The sequence below is a fragment of the Pararobbsia silviterrae genome (genome assembly GCF_003628125.1).
In the GTDB taxonomy this organism is placed as follows: domain Bacteria; phylum Pseudomonadota; class Gammaproteobacteria; order Burkholderiales; family Burkholderiaceae; genus Pararobbsia; species Pararobbsia silviterrae.
On sequence record NZ_RBZU01000001.1, the window covers coordinates 442962 to 461295 of the forward strand.

Annotated in this window: 18 protein-coding genes; 8 read left to right on the forward strand and 10 right to left on the reverse strand. The window is 66.2% G+C overall.

The window, feature by feature from the left end; translation table 11 throughout:
• Positions 1-4: 4 nt before the first annotated feature.
• The 4 genes from D7S86_RS01975 (at position 5) to D7S86_RS01990 (ending at position 3663) form a co-directional block, all read left to right on the forward strand.
• Entirely contained in the window at positions 5-847 is an 843-nt protein-coding gene (locus tag D7S86_RS01975) for an ATP-binding cassette domain-containing protein (protein ID WP_121082750.1), read from the forward strand.
• 208 nt (positions 848-1055) lie between these two features.
• Positions 1056-2261 (forward strand): ROK family transcriptional regulator, encoded by a 1206-nt coding sequence (locus D7S86_RS01980; protein ID WP_420813200.1) that lies wholly within the window; start codon positions 1056-1058, stop codon positions 2259-2261.
• Positions 2262-2298: 37 nt separating this feature from the next.
• The gene (locus D7S86_RS01985) at positions 2299-3216 is read left to right on the forward strand and encodes a flagellar brake protein (RefSeq protein ID WP_121082753.1); all 918 of its coding nucleotides are present in this window, start codon (positions 2299-2301) and stop codon (positions 3214-3216) included.
• 237 nt (positions 3217-3453) lie between these two features.
• Entirely contained in the window at positions 3454-3663 is a 210-nt protein-coding gene (locus tag D7S86_RS01990) for a hypothetical protein (protein ID WP_121082756.1), read from the forward strand.
• A 73-nt stretch (positions 3664-3736) separates the two neighbouring features.
• Here D7S86_RS01990 and D7S86_RS01995 read toward each other — a convergent pair whose 3' ends face one another.
• A complete protein-coding gene (locus D7S86_RS01995) occupies positions 3737-4489 on the reverse strand; it encodes a PIG-L deacetylase family protein (protein WP_158601838.1) in 753 nt (250 codons plus the stop codon).
• Positions 4490-4661: 172 nt separating this feature from the next.
• On the reverse strand, positions 4662-5669 hold the full coding sequence (locus tag D7S86_RS02000; protein WP_121084206.1) for a bile acid:sodium symporter family protein: 1008 nt from the start codon (positions 5667-5669) through the stop codon (positions 4662-4664).
• 413 nt (positions 5670-6082) lie between these two features.
• On the opposite strand from D7S86_RS02000, the gene D7S86_RS02005 reads away from it, so the two are divergent.
• The 3 genes from D7S86_RS02005 (at position 6083) to D7S86_RS02015 (ending at position 8764) form a co-directional block, all read left to right on the forward strand.
• Positions 6083-6373 carry a hypothetical protein gene (locus D7S86_RS02005; RefSeq protein WP_147432198.1) on the forward strand — a complete coding sequence of 97 codons (291 nt, stop codon included), beginning with the start codon at positions 6083-6085 and terminating at the stop codon, positions 6371-6373.
• A gap of 382 nt (positions 6374-6755) precedes the next feature.
• Positions 6756-7784 (forward strand): porin, encoded by a 1029-nt coding sequence (locus D7S86_RS02010; protein WP_121082766.1) that lies wholly within the window; start codon positions 6756-6758, stop codon positions 7782-7784.
• Between the two features lie 416 nt (positions 7785-8200).
• Entirely contained in the window at positions 8201-8764 is a 564-nt protein-coding gene (locus D7S86_RS02015; protein ID WP_121082769.1) for a YggT family protein, read from the forward strand.
• Between the two features lie 186 nt (positions 8765-8950).
• Here the strand turns inward: D7S86_RS02015 and D7S86_RS02020 are convergent, their stop codons facing one another.
• Entirely contained in the window at positions 8951-9913 is a 963-nt protein-coding gene (locus D7S86_RS02020) for an NAD(P)H-dependent flavin oxidoreductase (RefSeq protein WP_121082771.1), read from the reverse strand.
• Positions 9914-10301: 388 nt separating this feature from the next.
• On the opposite strand from D7S86_RS02020, the gene D7S86_RS02025 reads away from it, so the two are divergent.
• Positions 10302-11054 (forward strand): alpha/beta fold hydrolase, encoded by a 753-nt coding sequence (locus tag D7S86_RS02025; RefSeq protein WP_240647958.1) that lies wholly within the window; start codon positions 10302-10304, stop codon positions 11052-11054.
• A gap of 474 nt (positions 11055-11528) precedes the next feature.
• On the opposite strand, the gene D7S86_RS02035 is transcribed toward D7S86_RS02025, so the two are convergent.
• The 7 genes from D7S86_RS02035 to bioA form a co-directional block, all read right to left on the reverse strand.
• Entirely contained in the window at positions 11529-11975 is a 447-nt protein-coding gene (locus D7S86_RS02035; protein ID WP_121082777.1) for a MaoC family dehydratase, read from the reverse strand.
• Positions 11976-12226: 251 nt separating this feature from the next.
• Positions 12227-12718 (reverse strand): YbaK/EbsC family protein, encoded by a 492-nt coding sequence (locus D7S86_RS02040; protein WP_121082779.1) that lies wholly within the window; start codon positions 12716-12718, stop codon positions 12227-12229.
• Positions 12719-12743: 25 nt separating this feature from the next.
• On the reverse strand, positions 12744-13670 hold the full coding sequence (locus tag D7S86_RS02045; RefSeq protein WP_276313250.1) for a hydroxymethylglutaryl-CoA lyase: 927 nt from the start codon (positions 13668-13670) through the stop codon (positions 12744-12746).
• Between the two features lie 195 nt (positions 13671-13865).
• Entirely contained in the window at positions 13866-14915 is a 1050-nt protein-coding gene (gene bioB / locus D7S86_RS02050) for a biotin synthase BioB (protein ID WP_121082785.1), read from the reverse strand.
• Positions 14905-15702, reverse strand: a complete 798-nt coding sequence (gene bioD / locus D7S86_RS02055; RefSeq protein WP_121082788.1) for a dethiobiotin synthase — start codon at positions 15700-15702, stop codon at positions 14905-14907. Before bioD ends, bioB begins: the two co-directional genes overlap by 11 nt.
• Before the next feature lie 32 nt (positions 15703-15734).
• Positions 15735-16982 carry an 8-amino-7-oxononanoate synthase gene (gene bioF, locus D7S86_RS02060; protein ID WP_121082790.1) on the reverse strand — a complete coding sequence of 416 codons (1248 nt, stop codon included), beginning with the start codon at positions 16980-16982 and terminating at the stop codon, positions 15735-15737.
• Positions 16983-16988: 6 nt separating this feature from the next.
• A complete protein-coding gene (gene bioA, locus D7S86_RS02065; RefSeq protein WP_420813186.1) occupies positions 16989-18287 on the reverse strand; it encodes an adenosylmethionine--8-amino-7-oxononanoate transaminase in 1299 nt (432 codons plus the stop codon).
• Positions 18288-18334: the final 47 nt, after the last annotated feature.

The following is an 18334-nucleotide window of genomic DNA, read 5'->3' on the forward strand; positions in this document are numbered from 1 at the left end:
CATCATGTCATCGATCCATTCGACCTCGCCCGCGGCCCAGCCGTCGTATTCGAGCGTGCGCGGCGACGCCGCGGCCGTGCCGCAATCCGGACTCGCGCCCGTGCTCGCCGCGCGAGGGCTCGTCAAACGCTATGGTCACGTCACGGCGCTCGACGGCGCCGACTTCGAATTGCTGCCCGGCGAGATCCTCGCGGTCATCGGCGACAACGGCGCGGGCAAATCGTCGCTGATCAAGGTGCTCTCGGGCGCCGTGCGGCCCGACGAAGGCGAGATGTATCTCGACGGCAAGCCCGTCAGTTTTCGCGGGCCGCTCGATGCGCGCGCGCAGGGCATCGAGACCGTCTACCAGGACCTCGCGGTCGCGCCCGCGATGACGATCACCGAGAACCTGTTCCTGGGCCGCGAGCTCTACAAGCCCGGCTTCATCGCGCAGAAGCTCCGCATGCTCGACAAACGCCGGATGCTCGCCGAGGCGAATGCGCATATGGCGAGCCTCAAGATCGGCATCCGTTCGATGAAGCAGGCCGTCGAAACGCTGTCGGGCGGTCAGCGCCAGGGCGTCGCGGTCGCGCGCTCGGCCGCGTTCGCGCGCCATGTCGTGATCATGGACGAACCGACGGCGGCGCTCGGCGTCAAGGAGTCGAACATGGTGCTCGAACTCATCGGTCGCGTTCGCGACAAGGGCTTGCCTGTGATACTGATTAGCCACAATATGCCGCACGTCTTCGAGATCGCGGACCGTATCCATATCCAGCGGCTGGGCCGGCGTGTCGCGCTCGTGAACCGGCGCGACATCGATATGAATCATGCCGTCGCGGTCATGACGGGCGCGGCCACGCTGCAGTGACCGCGTGAGCGGCGGCGCGCGCCGATGCGGCGCGCGCTTTTTTGTGTGCTTTTCAGAGTCGAGCCGTATGAGCAAGACCAAGGCGGGTCACGACGCGTCGACCGAGCAGGCGGCCCCCGACGCGGCGCCCGGACCCGCGTCGGCGCGCATGTCGCGCGTGCGCACGGAGCGCGTCGCGCCCGATGCCGATCGCGCCGCGGGGGCGGCCGTGCGCACCGCGCATCGTCCGCCGCACGTGGTGGGTACGGTCGGCTCGAATCACGTCGGCATGCGCCAGTTCAACGAGCGCATCGTGCTGCAGGCGATCCGCCTGCACGGCGCGCTGCCCAAAGCCGAACTCGCGCGCGTCACGCGTCTGTCGATGCAGGCCGTCTCGGTCATCATCAACGCGTTGCTCAACGACGGTCTCGTCATCAAGCAGGATCGGCTGCGCGGCCGCATCGGCCAGCCATCGGTGCCGATCGCGCTGAACCCCGACGGCGCGTTTACGCTCGGGATCAAGCTCGGGCGGCGCAGCCTCGACGTGCTCGCGCTCGACTTCGCGGGGCAGGTCCGGTGCCGTGAAATCGTCGAATACGACTATCCGGACCCCGAGATCATCTTCCCGGCCATGCGCGGCAAGCTCGCGCTCGTCGAGTCGATGCTCGGCGACCATGCGTCGCGGATCGTCGGCATCGGCGTGGCCGCGCCGCTCTGGATGGGCGGGTGGCGCGACCTGATCAGCGCGCCGGGCCAGGTGCTCGACGCCTGGAGCCGCATCGACATCCGCGAACGCGTCCAGCAGATGACCCGCTTGCCGATCGAGTTCGCCAAGGACACGACCGCCGCCTGCGCGGCCGAACTCGTCACCGGGCACGGTCAGCGCGTGCACAATTTCCTCTACGTGTATATCGGGACCTTCATCGGCGGCGGCCTCGTCATCGACGGGCGTCTGCATCACGGCCCCAACGGCAATGCGGGCGCGATCGGCTCCGCGCCGATCGACGGGGCGACGCAATTGCTTCACCGCGCGTCGGGGCTCGTGCTCGAACAGGCGATCCGCCAACAAGGCGCGCCGGGGCGCGCCGCACACGACGCGCGCGCGCTGTCGAGCGCGTTGCGCGGCGTAACCGATGCGTGGATCGCGGACGCCGCGCGTTCGCTGGCCTCGACGATCGCGACGTCGGCCGCGGTGCTTGATCTCGACGCGATTGTCATCGACGGGTCACTCCACCGTGATCTGATCGCGGCGCTGATCGAGGCGACTTCGCGCGCGCTCGAAACCCAGCGCTGGGAGGGCATTGCACGGCCCGCGCTGCTTCAGGGACACGCCGGCGCCGACGCGCGCGCGATGGGCGGAGCGATCTTGCCGTTGTATGCGCACTTCGCTCCGAGTCATCAATTGTTCCTGAAGACCGCACCCGCTTATACTTGACGCTTCTTTGACCAGCAATAGCACCGGGGCAGTAGTCATGTCGTTGATTAAGCTGGCGCGCGCCGATATCCAACTCGGCAAGCCACTCGAGTACGCGATCTACACCGAAACGAAGCAGCTGCTGCTCCAGCGCGGGCAGATCATCAACAGCCCCGATCTGCTCGCGAAAGTCCGCGAAATGGGGGTGTTTCGCGAGGACGGCGTCGGTCGTCCGAAAACCCAGGGTCTGCTGATGTCGGTCAAGCCGAAGCTGACCGACGAGGAGGAGGCGCTTCCCGAACGCACGGACAGCGCCGACCGCGACGAAGTGCCGTTTCCGTCGCTGCGCAAGGGCGTCGAAGCGTTCCAGCTCTCGGCCCTGACCGACAACGACGCGGCCAATGCGCCGTTCCGCGTCGCGTATCTGGGTGTCATGAAGGACGTCAGCATCATCGTGACGCCGCTTACGGGCTTTCCCGTCGATGCGCTGCGCGAAGGCCAGGAACTCAACGCGAAGATGTTCTCGGGCCGCCATATCTACGAATTCCGTACGATCGTCGCGAAGATCTGCGTCGAGCCGTTCGAATATCTGCATCTCAGCTATCCGTCGCGCGTGCGCCAGATTCCCGTGCGCCAGCACATCCGCGTCGAGGCCGACGTCGTCGCGAAGATGCTGACGAATGGCTTGCAGCCTCAGCTTCACGAAGCGCGCCTGTCCGACATCAGCCTGATCGGCGCGGGCGCGACGTCGTCGTCGAGCGTGTTCGAGGTCGGCGAGCGCATCAAGATCTCGTTCAAGCTCCATTCGGGCGGCTGGGATCGCCCGGTCGCGCTGACGACCGTCATTCGGAACAAGCGCGTCGAGGAAGGGCTCACGCGTTACGGGCTCGAATTCGTGTCGATGCCCCACGAAAGCCGTTCGACGATCCGCAATTACCTGTTTGAAACGGTCACGCAGACCGTCATCCCGGACTAAGCCGCGTCGCATCCGAGCCGCGCCGATCAGCCCCGTTCTCGACAGACGGGGCTTTTTTGTGTCTTTTCCGCGTGCGATTCGGCAGCGTTTTCCGGATGCATCGGCGACCGTTGCGCAGCCCTAAAGATTTTTCCGATAACTGCCGTTACGCAGGTAACGGACCGGTTTTGTTCGGCATCGGATGCCGCGAGCCGGACGGGGCATGAAGCCCAGTATGCGGAAGGAAGGGGAAGCACCATGACAGCCGAAATCGTGATTCGGGAAACCTCCGAGGGGGTCGAGATCCTGGCGGGCGAACGTCGTCTCACCCAACTGCTCGCCGTGCGCGACGAAGTCGTGATTACCACGCCCGAACTCGGCGAAGTCGTCGTCGCCCGTTTGCCCGACGGCCGCCTGCGCGCGTCGTGCGATCCCGAGCTGATCAAGCTGTTTCGTCAGTCGTCGTGACGCGGCCTTCGTCGCGCGATCGCCTACGCGCCGCACTGGCACGGTCGGTTGGCGCGCAGCGTGGCCGCGGGCGTCAAACCAGATAGATCTCGAACGGACGCAGCCACGGCGTGAGCGTCGCGTCGCTCAATACGGCTTTCTGCTGATTCGACGGATCGTCTTCGAGCTGGCTCGTAAAGGCATCGATCGCGTGGCGCTTGCGCGCGTGCGTGCTCGCATCGAGCGACAGCCGTCGCGCGCGGCCCCAAGGCAGGCGCGTGTCGCCGGGCGCCGAATCGTGCCAGGCCCAGATCGGCGCTTCGACGAGATGAGCCCCGCTCGCGACGCAGGCCGCCGCCGCCGCGCGACCCGTCGCCTCGTGATCGGGATGGCCGTCGAAGCGCCAGGTCGTGATCACGACGTCGTCCGCATGGATCAGATGTTCGATCTGCGACTGCAACGCGCGCTCCGAAGAGCCCACCGTGCCGTCGCCGAAGCGCAGACGCGTGACGTCGACGTTATAGGCGCGCAGGCGCTGCAGCGCTTCGCGTGTCTCGTTCGGGCGTGTTTCGCGCAGACGATCGGCGGTCCAGACCGTTGAATTCCGATGACTCGCATCGCCGTCGGTGACGGCGATCAGCGCGAGTTTGCGCTGGAGCCGCGCGAGCCGAACCATGAGTCCGCCCATGCCGAGCACCTCATCGTCGGGATGCGGCGCGATGAACACGGCCCGGCCGTGAAGCGGAACGAGACGATCGGGCTGCAGTTCGGGCAGCGTGTCGAACTCGTCCCATGACGGCCGACGTCTTTCGGGGGCGCCGCGTTTGGCGTTGTCTGAGTGCGTCAAGGCGTCCATCCAGCAAAGTCCTGTGTTTGCGTACGAGCGTGACGTCGCGCACGGCGCTCTGGACACCGCGGGGCGCGCCGCGGTGCGAAGTCGTGCGATGCGTCAGTCTCGAATCCGCAATCGTCATGCCAGACGGGCGGGGGCGGACGGGGCAGAACGGGGCCGGAACGCGTTACGCGCGCGAGGATCCCGACGCGACTGCGCTGTTCGCGGGCTGGTCGCGCGCACCCCAGCGCTGCGCGAGCACCGCGCACGTCATGAGCTGGATCTGGTGGAACAGCATGAGCGGCAGCACGACGGCGCCGACCGCATTGCTTGCGAAGATCACCTTCGCCATCGGGATCCCCGCCGCGAGGCTCTTCTTCGATCCGCAGAACACGATCGTGATCTGATCGGCCCGGTTAAAGCCGAGCCGCTTCGCGGCGAAGCCCGTCGCGACGAGTGCGATCGCGAGCAGCACGATGCAGAGCACGACGACCATCAGCAGCGCGAACGGCGACACGTGGTGCCAAAGCCCCTCGACGACCGCCTCGCTGAACGCGGTGTAGACGACGAGCAGGATCGAGCCTTGATCGACGAACTTGAGCACGCCCTTGTTGCGTTCAATCCATTGGCCGATCCACCGGCGCGACAGATGACCCGCGATAAACGGCACGAGCAACTGGAGCACGATCTTGAACATCGAATCGAGCGCGGACGTATGCGCGCTCGATTGCGTATTGACGATGACGTTCGCGAGCAGCGGCGTCAGGAAGATGCCGATGAAACTCGACGCCGACGCGCTGCAGACCGCCGCCGACACATTGCCGCGCGCGATCGACGTGAATGCGATCGACGACTGGACCGTCGACGGCAACACGCAGAGAAACAGCACGCCCGCATAGAGGCCCGGCGTCACGAGCGGGGCGAACACCGGACGCAGCAGCAGGCCGATGACCGGAAACATCACGAACGTCGACAACAGGACGAGCAGATGCAGCCGCCAGTGCGTCGCGCCCGCGACGATCGCGTCGCGCGACAGCTTGGCGCCATGGAGAAAGAACAGCAGGGCGATCGCGATCGTCGTGATGTCGTTGAACGCGGTGGCCACCGCGTCGCGGCACGGCGCGAGACTCGCGATGACGACCGTCGTGACGAGCGCGAGCGTGAAGTTGTCAGGAAGGAAGCGAGGGCGCGACATGATGGCGGCGAGGCTCGAAATGGACGGACAGACCGGCATTGTGGACGCGGATCATTCAACTAACAAATTCATTTCAATCTTGAATTCAGTTGTCGCACTCATGGCGAGGAATCCGCGCGCGGCGGCGTGCGCGACGTCTGTCAATCAGGCCCGTTCGCCGTGTGGATCCGGCTTGCGCGCGATCGGTGAGCGAGAGTCCTAAGTCCCTCATCTATTGGGTTTTTTTACGAGTAACACGTCGTTACACACACGTCCCGCACCTAACATTTTTCGACTCGACAGCGCCCGGGCGGATACCTAAATTGACGACAAAGCCCGGCGTCTGCGCGCATCGATGTTCCGCGCGGATGCCGTGTCGAACACCAGGCGCGCGTCAAGTCGCGCCGGATCATGCTCCCGGTCGTCAACTCGCCATGTCCTTGCAGTCTGGGTCTAAACAATTCGTCGCGTGGAGTCTCGCGTGCGCGTTCGCCTGCACCGGTGCATGGGCGAACGGCGTGCGCGCCGATGAAGGATTTCGTCCGGTCAGCGAGGAATTTCACGGCGCGCCGCACGGGCCCGATGACCTGTCCTTGCGCTCGAATTCGATCCGCACGGACGTGAGCCGCTACAACGCCGAGCGCTCGACCCCGCGCGCGCCGTCGAACGGCGGCGACGCGAATCGTCCGGTGCCGCCGATCCGGAACGGTTACCGAACGAATTAGCGGCCGATCGACCGCCCGATTAAAAAGCCTCGTCAAGCCTGTCAAAACAACGCCGCGCGCATGCTGCCGCGGCGTTTTCGCATCCTCGTTCGTTTCGTCTAAAGCCCCGCCGGATAAGGCGCTCCGGCGAGTGTTCCCTCTTTTTCTCACCTTTCGTCCCGGACCATTCGAAATCGATATACCGCTGATAACGGCGTTCGAATTCTTTCCAAAAAAAGACCGCTGAGCATCTGCAAACCGTTTGGTGCACTGCACGATCGCGCCACATGGCGGATCCACCGGGTCCGCGCCGATTTCGAATTTGTAGTCCTTGCCGTCCGGGCGACACCGTCGCCGGCCCCTGTTTTTTTAATCCAGTGATCGACTTCGACGAGGAAGAGGAATGAAACCCATGTTTAAACGGGCCCTGATTGCCGCAGCATGCTTGAGCACCGTCCTGAGTTCGGCCGCGCGCGCCGACGATGTGGAACTCTATGGATTGGTCGATATGTTCACGGGCAGCCAGACGGCGCCGGGCGGCAATCGCGCCTGGGTGTCCGAAAGCGGCGCGATGTCGACGTCGTATTGGGGGATGAAGGGCAGCGAAGATCTCGGCGGCGGCTTGCAGGCAGTCTTCGCACTCGAAGGCTTCTTCCTCGCGAATACCGGCGCGGCCGGGCGCTTCACGGGCGACGATTTCTTCGCGCGCAACTCCTATGTCGGCGTCGTCTCGCCGACCTGGGGTACGGTCACGGTCGGCCGGCTCACGACCGAAGCGTTCCTCTCGACGATCATCTTCAACCCGTTCGTCGATTCGTTCACGTTCTCGCCGATCGTGCTGCATACCTTCATCGGCGTGAACGGCCAGGGCCTCATCGGCGATTCGGGCTGGAACAACGCAGTGCAGTACCAGTCGACGTCGTTCGGCGGATTCTCGGCGAATGCCATGTTCTCGTTCGGCGATTCGACCGACTTCAGCCAGCACAAGTGGAGTGCGGGCGCGAGCTATTACCACGGCCCGCTCGGCGCGACGGTCGTCTATCAGGACGTCAAGTACAACAACGTCGCCGACGATCTCACGCCCGGCATGACGGGACAAAACGCCGTGCAGGCCGGTGTGTCGTACGACTTCGGCGTGGTCAAGCTTTACGGCCAGTACATGTTCGTCAACAACTCGATCAACACGGGCAATCTCAAGGTCAACACGGGTTCGGGCGGTTTCTCGGTCCCGCTCGGCGGCGGCGCGATCCTCGCCGACTACGCGTACTCGAAGTCCAACGGCGCCGCGACGCAAAGCCGCAGCACGTTCGCCGTCGGCTACGACTATCACTTGTCGAAGCGCACCGACGTCTATGCGGCCTATCTGTACGACAAGGTCACGGACGAGTCGACGGGACAGACGTATGGCGTGGGGATCCGCTCGATGTTCTGAGCGCGCGCGTCCGCGCCCGATCCGCGGGCCGCGAGTCGTCATCGACAGCCCGGCGAGTCCGTTCGCCGGGCTGTTTGTTTTGCGGGCCCGGGACGGTGGATCGAGTTCGAGCGGCGGCGATCGTTGCAGTCCGTGCGGCCCCGCGATCGAGCCGACCCCCGTGGACGCGCGTGGATCGCGCGATTGCCGATGCGCGACCGGTGAAGCGTGAACGGCGGCCGTCGAGATCGCTGACGGGCGATGGGCTACGCGCGTTCGCCGACCCCGGACCTTGAGCCGTGGAACTTGGACCCCGGACCTCGACCGGCGCCGAACTGTGCGCGGCGCTGCACAGTTGACGGCGGACGGCATGGATGTCGCGCGGTGCGCGCCTCATGCGACAATCCGCAGACGCATCAGATCAACGAGGAGCTTCAATGTTCGGCGACGTAGCCAGTTTTCTGCTCGACACCGTGTTCACATTATTTGGCGCCGTGCTGTTGCTGCGCGCGTGGATGCTCGCGGTGCGATTGCCGCCGTTCAATCCGATTTCCCACACCGTCTTCCAGCTCAGCAACTGGCTCGTGCTGCCGCTGCGCAAGGCGATCCCGAACGTGCGCAACATCGATTGGACGAGCCTCGTCGCCGCCTACGTCGTGGCGCTCGTTTATCTCGTCTTGCTGGCCGGGTCGACGGGCGCGTCGCCGCTCGGCGTGTTTCCGCAGGCCTTGCTGATCGCGCTGCTGACGGTCATCAAATGGGCGCTCCAGTTGCTGCTCTGGACGACGCTGCTGCTCGCGGTGCTGTCGTGGGTCAATCCGCGCTCGCCGGCGATGGGCGTCACGATGCAACTGACCGCGCCGTTCCTGAATCCGATCCGCCGCGCGATCCCGCTCGTCGGCGGCATGGATCTCTCGCCGCTCGTGCTGTTTCTGATCATCCAGGTGCTGCTGATCGTGCTCGCGCGCCTGACCTTCTCGACGGCGCTGTTCGGCTTCTGATCGCGACGCTGTCGCTCGCGCGAGGGCGCGCTTCACGCTGAAGCGCGTCCGCTCGCACGATGGGCCGTCCCTTCGTGAAACGATTCTCCTGGCGCGGCGATCTTCATAGGGCAGGAGGCCCCTCCAGGGCGGCAATCCCCTCAGTGGGAAGCCCCAGTGTGGCGACCGCCCTCTGCGATGCGTCGCTCAGCGTGCCGCGATGCGTTGCCGCGCCGCGTCGTACTCGGCCCGCAAGCGGCCGATCAGTTCGGCGACGCTCGGCACGTCGTCCATGAGCCCGACACCCTGACCGGCGCCCCAGATGTCTTTCCACGCCTTGGCTTTCGCACCCCCGTCGCCGAAATTCATGCTCGACTTGTCGGACACGGGCAGGTTCTCGGGATCGAGTCCCGCGTTGACGATGCTTTGCTTGATGTAGTTGCCGTGCACGCCCGTGAACAGGTTCGTGTAGATGATGTCCGATGCGCTCGCATCGACGATCGCGCTCTTGTAGACCTCGGCCGCATGGGCTTCCTGCGTCGCAATGAAGCGTGTGCCGACATAGGCGAGATCGGCGCCCATCGCCTGCGCGGCGAGGATCGCGTCGCCCGTCGCGATCGACCCTGACAGGATGATCGGCCCGTCGAAGATCCGGCGCACTTCGCCGACGAGCGCGAACGGCGACAGCATGCCCGCGTGGCCGCCGGCGCCGGCCGCGACGAGGATCAGCCCGTCGACGCCCGCTTCGAGCGCTTTCTGCGCGTGACGCAGATTGATGACGTCGTGCAGCACGATGCCGCCGTACGCGTGCACGGCGTCGATCATCTCGCGCGGCGGCGCGCGCAGGCTCGTGATGAAGATCGGCACGCGATGCTCGACGCAAACCCGGATGTCGTGTTCGAGACGCGCGTTCGACGCGTGCACGATCTGATTGACCGCGATCGGTCCGATGGTCGCGTCCGGATGCGCGGCCCGATACGCGGCGAGTTCTTCCTCGATCTGCGTGAGCCACTCGTCGAGTTTCTCGGCGGGGCGCGCATTGAGCGCGGGGAAGGATCCCACGATGCCGGCCTTGCACTGGGCGAGGACAAGTTCGGGGTAGCTCACGATGAACATCGGCGACGCGATGACCGGCAGCGTCAGGTTTTGCAGAACGGATGGAAGCGCCATCTACTGTCTCCTCGTTGATCGGCCGCCGCGGGGCGCGGGTGTCGAACCCGTCGGCCGCGGCAGGCGGCGCATGGCGGATGCGTTCGGATCGAGCGGACTCGCGCGTGTCGCGTGCCGGCTGTCCCGGCACACAACATGACGCAAACGAGGGGTTCGGTCAATTTGCGAACGACCGTTCTATTGTAGGGGCATTGCGCAAATCGTGCTCGACGGGTTTTCGAACGAGTACTCAGGTTCTACGAAAACCGGCCCTCAAACGCAGTCTCGGACACGCCAGCCTCCTACAATCTCCCGACTTGCTGCGCGACGATCCGGTACGCCGACGCGCGGCGATGCCGATCGATGGGCGGCCTCGGCGCGCGACTCGGGCGCGACGCACGATCGGCACATGGATCTCTTCGAGGACACGAACGCGATGCGTTTTGCGGATTTCACGGATTTCGAATGGACGACGGGCGGTGCGTCGATGCGCGGCTATCGCGCGGGCGAAGGACCGCCGCTGCTGCTATTGCATGGTCACGCGCAGACCGCCCAGCTTTGGGAATCGATCGCGGGCCGGCTCGCCGAGCGCCATGCGATCGTCGTCCTCGATATCGACTTCGAAGGAACGCGTGCGACGCGCGCTGCCGCCTCGGCGCCGCATGAATCGCACGCGTCCGTGCCGAGACACGGCGCCTCTTCGCAGGGTGCGCGCGATATCGCGGCCGATTGCGCCGCATTGATGGATGCCCTGGGTTTCGCGCAGTTCATGATCTGCGGACACGATACGGGCGCGCGGGTCGCGCAGCGCCTCGCGCTTGACTACGGCGGCCGGATCGATCGGATCATGGTGCTCGATACGGCGCCGGCGCTGCCCGCCGATGCGGATCGACTCGTGGAATCCGATGACCGCGGCGATCCCGAACGCGACGAGCGCGAGCGCACGCGCGCGAATCTCGAGCGCGGGCAGAAGATCGCATGTCCGGTTCGCGTGCTCTGGGCCGCGCGCGCGGATTGGCCCATCGTGCCGATCGAGAGCTGGAAGCAGATCGCGCGCGACACCTCGGGTCGCGCACTCGAATGCGAGCCTTGCATCCCCGAGCGCGCGCCCGATGCCTTGCTCGACGAGATGTCGCGGTTCTTCGATACGCGTGCGTGCTGAAACGCGCGTCGGTGCGCGCTTACGGGCGCGTTTGGCGTTCAGCTTGCAGGCGTATGCGGCGTTCAGGGAAAGTCCCGATGCTGGCCCCGTGGGCGCGGCGTAGCATCAAAAACGACGGATGATCACGTCACAATTGGGCCGTTCGCCACTGTGCGAGCGGCTTTCTTTTGGGTCGATGGTTCACAGGACTCCGAATCGATCGATCCTCCTTGAGCGACCTCCATTCGAAGCGCGTGACACGCGGGTGCGCGAGCCGGCGAGCGCATGCCGCCGCGCCGCCGCCGTACGTTCGCCTACGCGGCGCGTGCGCATCTCGCACGCGTACCTCGCAAACGCGCACCTAGGACAAGCGCACCTCACACACGCGCACGTCGCAAACGCGCATGTCGCAAACGCGCATGTCGCACACGCGCATGTCGCACACGCGCATGTCGAACTCCGACCTCGCACACGCGCGGCACGCGCCGTCCGTACCTAGATCTTCTCCGTGACGAGCACTTTGGCGCTGCCGGTCACGAGCGTGTCGCCCGCCTCGTTCTTGACGGTGCCCTCGAGCGTCACGATGTCGCCTTCGAGCGTGTCCTTGTAGGTGGCATCGGTCACGACCCAGCGGAAGATCAGCAAGTCGGTCGCCATCGCGGCCTTGCGCAGCTGGAAACCGAATTCGAGGCCGAGCGGCTGATGCGCTTGCGAGTAATGGCTGGCGGGCACGGCCATAAACAGCGACAGGACCTGCGTCGCCGATGCGATGAGCCCGCCGAAACGCGAGTCCATCGCATAGAGCGTGTTGTGATGCAGCGGATTGTGATCCTCGGCGGCGTTCGCGAACTTGCGCACGTTCTCGGGCGTGAGTTGAAACGTGTGATGCAGGATTTCGCCGGTGCGTACGATCTTCGGCGCGAAACTGGAATGTGTTGTCATTGTCGTCGAACCATCTGATACACAGGGATGAGGCCGCGCACGATCCGCGCCCTCGACACGCTTACTGCACTCGCTACGCCCTTGACTGCACCGGTTCCTGCTGCTGCATACGTCGACCCTATCCGAGGGTCCGCCGGTCGCGCACGCGTTTCCCCGCGCGTGCATCGGTCTCCCGATGTCGACCGGTCCTTCCACACTGCGATGCGACTGCTTCGATACCGCGACTTCGCCACGCCTTCGTCGCTACCCGCCTATGCCTTGACGTCGACGACGGGCGCGCCCGTCAACGCGACGAGTTCCTGCGGCGACAGATTGAACACCGCATGCGGGTGCCCGGCGGCGGCCCAGAGGCTGTCGAGTCCGAGCAGATCCGCGTCGATCAGCGTCACGGGCTTCGTCGCGTGTCCGATCGGGCAGACACCGCCGATCGCATAGCCGGTCTGCTCGCGCACGAAGCGCGCATCGGCTTTGCCGAGCGGTCCGACATGCGCGGCGACCTTTGTTTCGTCGACGCGGTTCGCGCCGCTCGCGATGACGAGGACCGGCGCATTATCGGTCACGCGGCGAAAAATGATCGACTTCGCGATCTGCGCGACTTCGCAACCGAGGCCCGCGGCGGCTTCGGCCGACGTTTTGCCCGTCGCGGGCAGCATGACGATCGGCTTCGCGCAACCGTGCGTTTCGAGGAGTTCGGCGACGCGGCGTGCGGCGTCGGGCAATGCGTCGTGCGGTGTGGCTTCCATCGTGATGCTCAATGTGTGAGGCGTGTCAGGAGAGGGCCGCTTCGCGCGCGGCCCGGTGTTGGGTCGACAGCGCCTTGCCGGCGCGCGATCCGTTCGGTCGACCGAGCGCCTCGGAGATGAAGGCGCCGGCTGCGACGACCTTCGCGAGGTCGACACCCGTTTCGATGCCGAGACCGTCGAGCAGATACAGCACGTCCTCGGTCGCGACGTTGCCCGTCGCGCCCTTCGCATACGGACATCCGCCGAGCCCGGCGACCGATGCATGGAAAATCGTGATGCCGGCCTCGAGCGACGCGAGGATGTTCGCGAGCGCCTGACCGTAGGTGTCGTGAAAGTGACCCGATAAACGCGAGCGATCGATCACGCGCGAGACCGCGTCGAACACGGCGCGCACGCGGCCGGCGGTGCCGACGCCGATCGTGTCGGCCACGTCGATTTCGTCGCAGCCGAGTTCGTCGAGCATCTGCGCGACGCTGACGACCGACGCGACCGGCACGTCGCCCTGATACGGGCAGCCGAGCGCGCAACTGATCGCGCCGCGCACGCGCACGCCCGCATCCTTTGCGGCGCGCGCGACGGGCCGAAAGCGCTCGACGCTCTCGGCGATGCTGCAATTGATGTTCTTCTGCGAGAACGGCTCGCTCGCCGCGCCGAAGATGACGATCTCGCCGACGCGCGCGTCGAGCGCCGCTTCGAGGCCTTTCATATTGGGCGTCAGCGCTGAGTAGAGCGTGCCGTCGCGCCGTCCGATGCGGCGCATGACGTCGGCGCCGTCCGCCATCTGCGGCACCCACTTCGGCGAGACGAACGACGCGGATTCGACGTTCGGAAACCCCGCGTCGGCCAGACGGTTCACGAGTTCGACCTTGACCTCGGTCGAGACGAACGCCTTTTCATTCTGCAAGCCGTCTCTCGGACCGACCTCGACGAGCTTGACCTTGCGCGGCAGCATGACTGTCTCCTCCTCGATCCGCATGCCGGACGCGGCACGGGATGAACAGGCTCGATTGTAGGCCCACTGCGCGCGGGCCGCACTCGATCGACCCGGCTTGAGCCGTCGCGCTCAGTTCATCGCGCTCAGGCCCCCGGATGCGGACCATCGCGTTCAGATCGTCATGCTCAGCGCGTCCCGCATCGTTCGTGCCGCTCAGTTCGCCGCAGTCTCCGAGCGCATGCCGAGCCGTTCGAGCAATCGGCGATCCGCGTCGGCCTGCGGATTGCCCGTCGTCAACAGCTTGTCGCCGTAGAAGATCGAGTTCGCGCCCGCGGCGAAGCACAGCGCCTGCAGCGCCTCGTCCATCTGCTCGCGACCCGCCGACAGACGCACCATCGCGCGCGGCATTGCGATCCGCGCGACCGCGATCGTACGGACGAACTCGAACGGATCGATCGCGGCGGTGCCCGCGAGCGGCGTGCCTTCGACCTGTACGAGATTGTTGATCGGCACCGACTCGGGATACGGATCGAGATTCGCGAGCTGCGCGATGAGACCCGCGCGTTCGCGCCGCGATTCGCCCATGCCGACGATGCCGCCGCAACAGACGTTGATGCCCGCGTCGCGCACGTGTTCGAGCGTATCGAGCCGATCCTGATACGTCCGCGTGCTGATGATCTGGCCGTAGAACTCGGGCGACGTGTCGAGGTTGTGGTTGTAGTAGTCGAGTCCGGCTTGCTTGAGCGAGTGCGCCTGGTCCTCGCGAAGCATGCCGAGCGTCACGCACGTTTCGAGGCCGAGCGCCTTGACGCCGCGCACCATCTGCGCGACCTGTTCGAGATGATGGTCCTTCGGGCTGCGCCATGCGGCGCCCATGCAGAAGCGTGTCGCACCGTGCGCTTTCGCGTTGCGCGCGGCGTCGAGCACGTCGTCGAGCGGCATGAGCTTGTCGGCGTCCACGCCCGTATCGTGATGCGCGGACTGCGGGCAATACGCGCAGTCCTCGGGGCAGCCGCCCGTCTTGATCGACAACAACGTCGAAAGCTGCACGAGGTTCGGATCGAAGTGCGCGCGATGGACTTGCTGCGCCCTGAAGAGCAGATCGTTGAACGGCAGATCGAAAAGCGCGACGACGGACGCGACGGTCCAGCGCGCGGTCGAGGCGTTCGGCGTGGCGTGCGCGGTCTGAGCGTGGGCGGCGGATCCGCGGGTCGTATGGCCGGCGTCGGCCGGGCGCGTGGGGATGGAGGTGTCAAGCGTCATCAGGTCTTCCTTCACGATCGGACGCCGCGAGCAGCGGTGCGACGTCGAGGCTGGCGGCCGCGATACGCGGTTGCGCCGGTTTCAGAAACGGCACGATGCCGAGCATCGGCACGGCATAGGGGAGGCGGCCCGGCCCGCTCGCGACGCCCGGCGACGCGAAGCGGCGGCGCAGCGTGTCGATGTTCGCGTCGGCGAGCGCGAAGTCCGGGTCGATGCGGTTCGCGACCCAGCCCGCGAGTGTGAGTCCGCGCGCGACGATGGCTTCGGCGCTCAGCAGCGCGTGGCTCAGGCACCCGAGCCGCATGCCGACGACGAGCACGACGGGCAAGCCGAGCGCGACCGCGAGATCGCCTGTGTCGAGCTGCTCGTCGAGCGGCACGCGAAACCCGCCGACGCCTTCGACGACGACGTAGTCGGCGCGCGCCTGCGCATCGTCGTGACACGCGACGATACGCGCGATGTCGAGCGTCGCGCCCTCGCGCGCGGCGACGATATGCGGCGCGGCGGGCGTCGGAAACAGATACGGCGTCATGATTTCGGGCGGCAGCTCGACGGCGGCCGCGTCGACGAGCGCATCGACATCGTCGTTGTGCCACGCGTCGTCGCGCCAGACCGCGCCCGATGCGATCGGCTTCATCGCCGCGGGACGCACGCCGATGCCGCGCAGCGCATGCAGGATCGCGCACGAAACGAACGTCTTGCCGATCTCGGTGTCGGTGCCGGTCACGAACACGCCGCGCGCACGGGCCGCACGCGGTTCGGATGTCGAAGGAGTGTGCAGGGTCATGGCGGTGTCCGGTGGCGAGTCAGGCATGCGCGTCATGCCGCGAGCGGGGCCGCGCTCGCGGCGACGAGGCTGCGCTCGAGACGATCGAGATCGTCGTCCGAATGATCGGCCGACAATGAAATCCGCAGCCGCGAGGTGCCGGCGGGGACCGTCGGCGGACGGATCGCGGGGACCCAGAGACCGTCCGCGTCGAGTGCCGACGCGACGGCGAGCGTGGCCGCGTTCGAGCCGATGATCAACGGCTGGACGGCCGTCGTCGAAGCGACGGCGCGCCAGCGCGTGCGCGCCAGCAGCGCCCGCGTGCGGCCGATCAGGTGCCGCAGGTGGCGGCGACGCCGCTCGCCTTCGTCGCCGCGGATCAGCGCGAGGCTCGCGAGGACCGCGTGCGCGACGGCCGGCGGCGAAGCCGTCGTGAAGATATAGGTGCGCGCGCGCTGCACGAGCCACTCGATGACGCTCGGATGTGCGACGACGAATGCGCCCGCGACACCGGCTGCTTTACCGAGCGTGCCGACGTAGATCAGATGATCCGAGCGCAGGCCCGCGGCGTCGAGCGCGCCGCGGCCTTCGCGGCCGAGCACGCCGAAGCCGTGCGCGTCGTCGACGACGAGCCATGCGCGATGCGTCTCGGCGAGCCGCAGCAGCGCGGCGAGCGGTGCGATGTCGCCGTCCATGCTGAAGACGGTGTCCGTCACGATGAGTCGCACGGGCGCGTTTGCATTGGTCCCTGCGTGGGCCCCTGCTTCGGTACGCGCACTCGCATATCGATCCGCGTCGGCGCGCAGCATCGCATCGAGCGCGTCGAGATCCGCATGGGCAAACACGCGCACGGTCGCGCGCGAGAGCCGCATGCCGTCGATCAGCGAAGCGTGGTTCAACGCGTCCGAGTAGATCGTCGCGTCCGGGCCCGCGAGCGCCGAGATCACCGCGAGATTCGCCATATAGCCCGTCGAGAAGAACAGCGCGCGCGCATGATCGACAAAGCCGCCGCAGAACGCCGCGAGCGCGTCTTCGAGCATCGCATGCGACTCGGCGTGCCCGCCGAGCAGATGCGATCCGCCGCTGCCCGCGCCGTATTTCGCGGCGCCTTCGGCCAGCGCCTCGCGCAATGCGGGGTGCGAGGCGAGGCCCAGATAGTCGTTGCTCGCGAAGCCGACGAGCGTGCGGCCGTCGACGCGCAGATGCGCGGCGCAGCCCGTTTCGATGACCCTGCGCGAGCGGGTCGCGCCTTGCGATCGGAGATCCGCGAGGCGCCGGTTCAAATCGTCCAGCAAATGCATAGCCAACTACAGGTCCAGAGCCATCACATGTTCGAAGATCGCGCGCGTGCGCCAGCCGAGCAGATCGATGTCCTCGTCGCCGAGGATGTACGGCGGCATGACATAGACCGTCGTGCCGATCGGGCGCAGCAGCATTTCGTGACGCAGCGCCGTTTCGAAGAAGCGGCGCGAGAACGTCTTCGCCGACTCGGGACGCGTGATCGCCGCGTCGAACGCGAAGATCGTCCCGCATTGGCGCAGATTCCGCGCGGCCGGGTGGTTCGACAAGGGTTCGAGCACGCGCGCGAGGCGCGCGGATTTCTCGCGGTTCGTGTTGAGCACGTCGCCGCTCTCGAACAGATCGAGCGTCGCGATCGCCGCGCGGCAGGCGAGCGGGTTGCCCGTGTACGAGTGCGAATGCAGGAACGCGCGCGCGGTGTCGTCGTCGTAGAACGCGTCGAAGATCGCATCGCGCGAGAGCACGACCGACAACGGCAGATAGCCGCCCGTGATGCCCTTCGACAGGCACAGCAGATCGGGCCAGATGCCGGCCTGCTCGCACGCGAAGAAGGTGCCCGTGCGACCGCAGCCGACCGCGATCTCGTCGGCGATCAGATGCACGTTGTACATGTCGCAGAGCTTGCGCACGGCCGCGAGAAACGCGGGCGGATGCATGACCATGCCGGCCGCGCACTGGACGAGCGGCTCGACGATGAACGCCGCGATCGAATCGCCGCGCGCCGCGAAGAGTTCGGCGAGGGCGGCCACACTCGCGCGCACCGACGCCTCGTCGCGCGAATCGGGCGCCGCGACCGTATGCGCGCGCTGGATCAGCGGATCGTAGGCGTCGCGGAAGATCGCGACATCGGTCACGCCGAGCGCGCCGATCGTTTCACCGTGATAGCTGCCCTTGAGGCAGACGAACTCGCGCTTGCTCGCGCGGCCGCTGTTGCGCCAGAAATGGAAGCTCATCTTGAGCGCGACCTCGACGGCCGACGCGCCGTCGGAGCCGTAAAACGCGTGCCCGAGCGTGTGTCCCGTCAACGCCGACAGCCGCTCGGCGAGTTCGATCGCGCTTTCGTGCGTGCAGCCGGCGAGCATCGCGTGTTCGAGCGTGTCGAGCTGGGTCTTGAGCGCGGCGTTGATCGTCGGGTTCGCATGACCGAACAGATTGACCCACCACGAGCTGATCGCATCGAGATAGCGTTTGCCGTCGACGTCGTAGAGCCACGGGCCCTGGCCGCGCGCGATCGGGATCATCGGCGACGTCTCGTGATGCTTCATCTGCGTGCACGGATGCCAGACCGCACGTTTGCTTCGTGTCACCCAGTCCGCGCCGGGCGATGGATTCGATCGCTGATTCAACTGCCTTA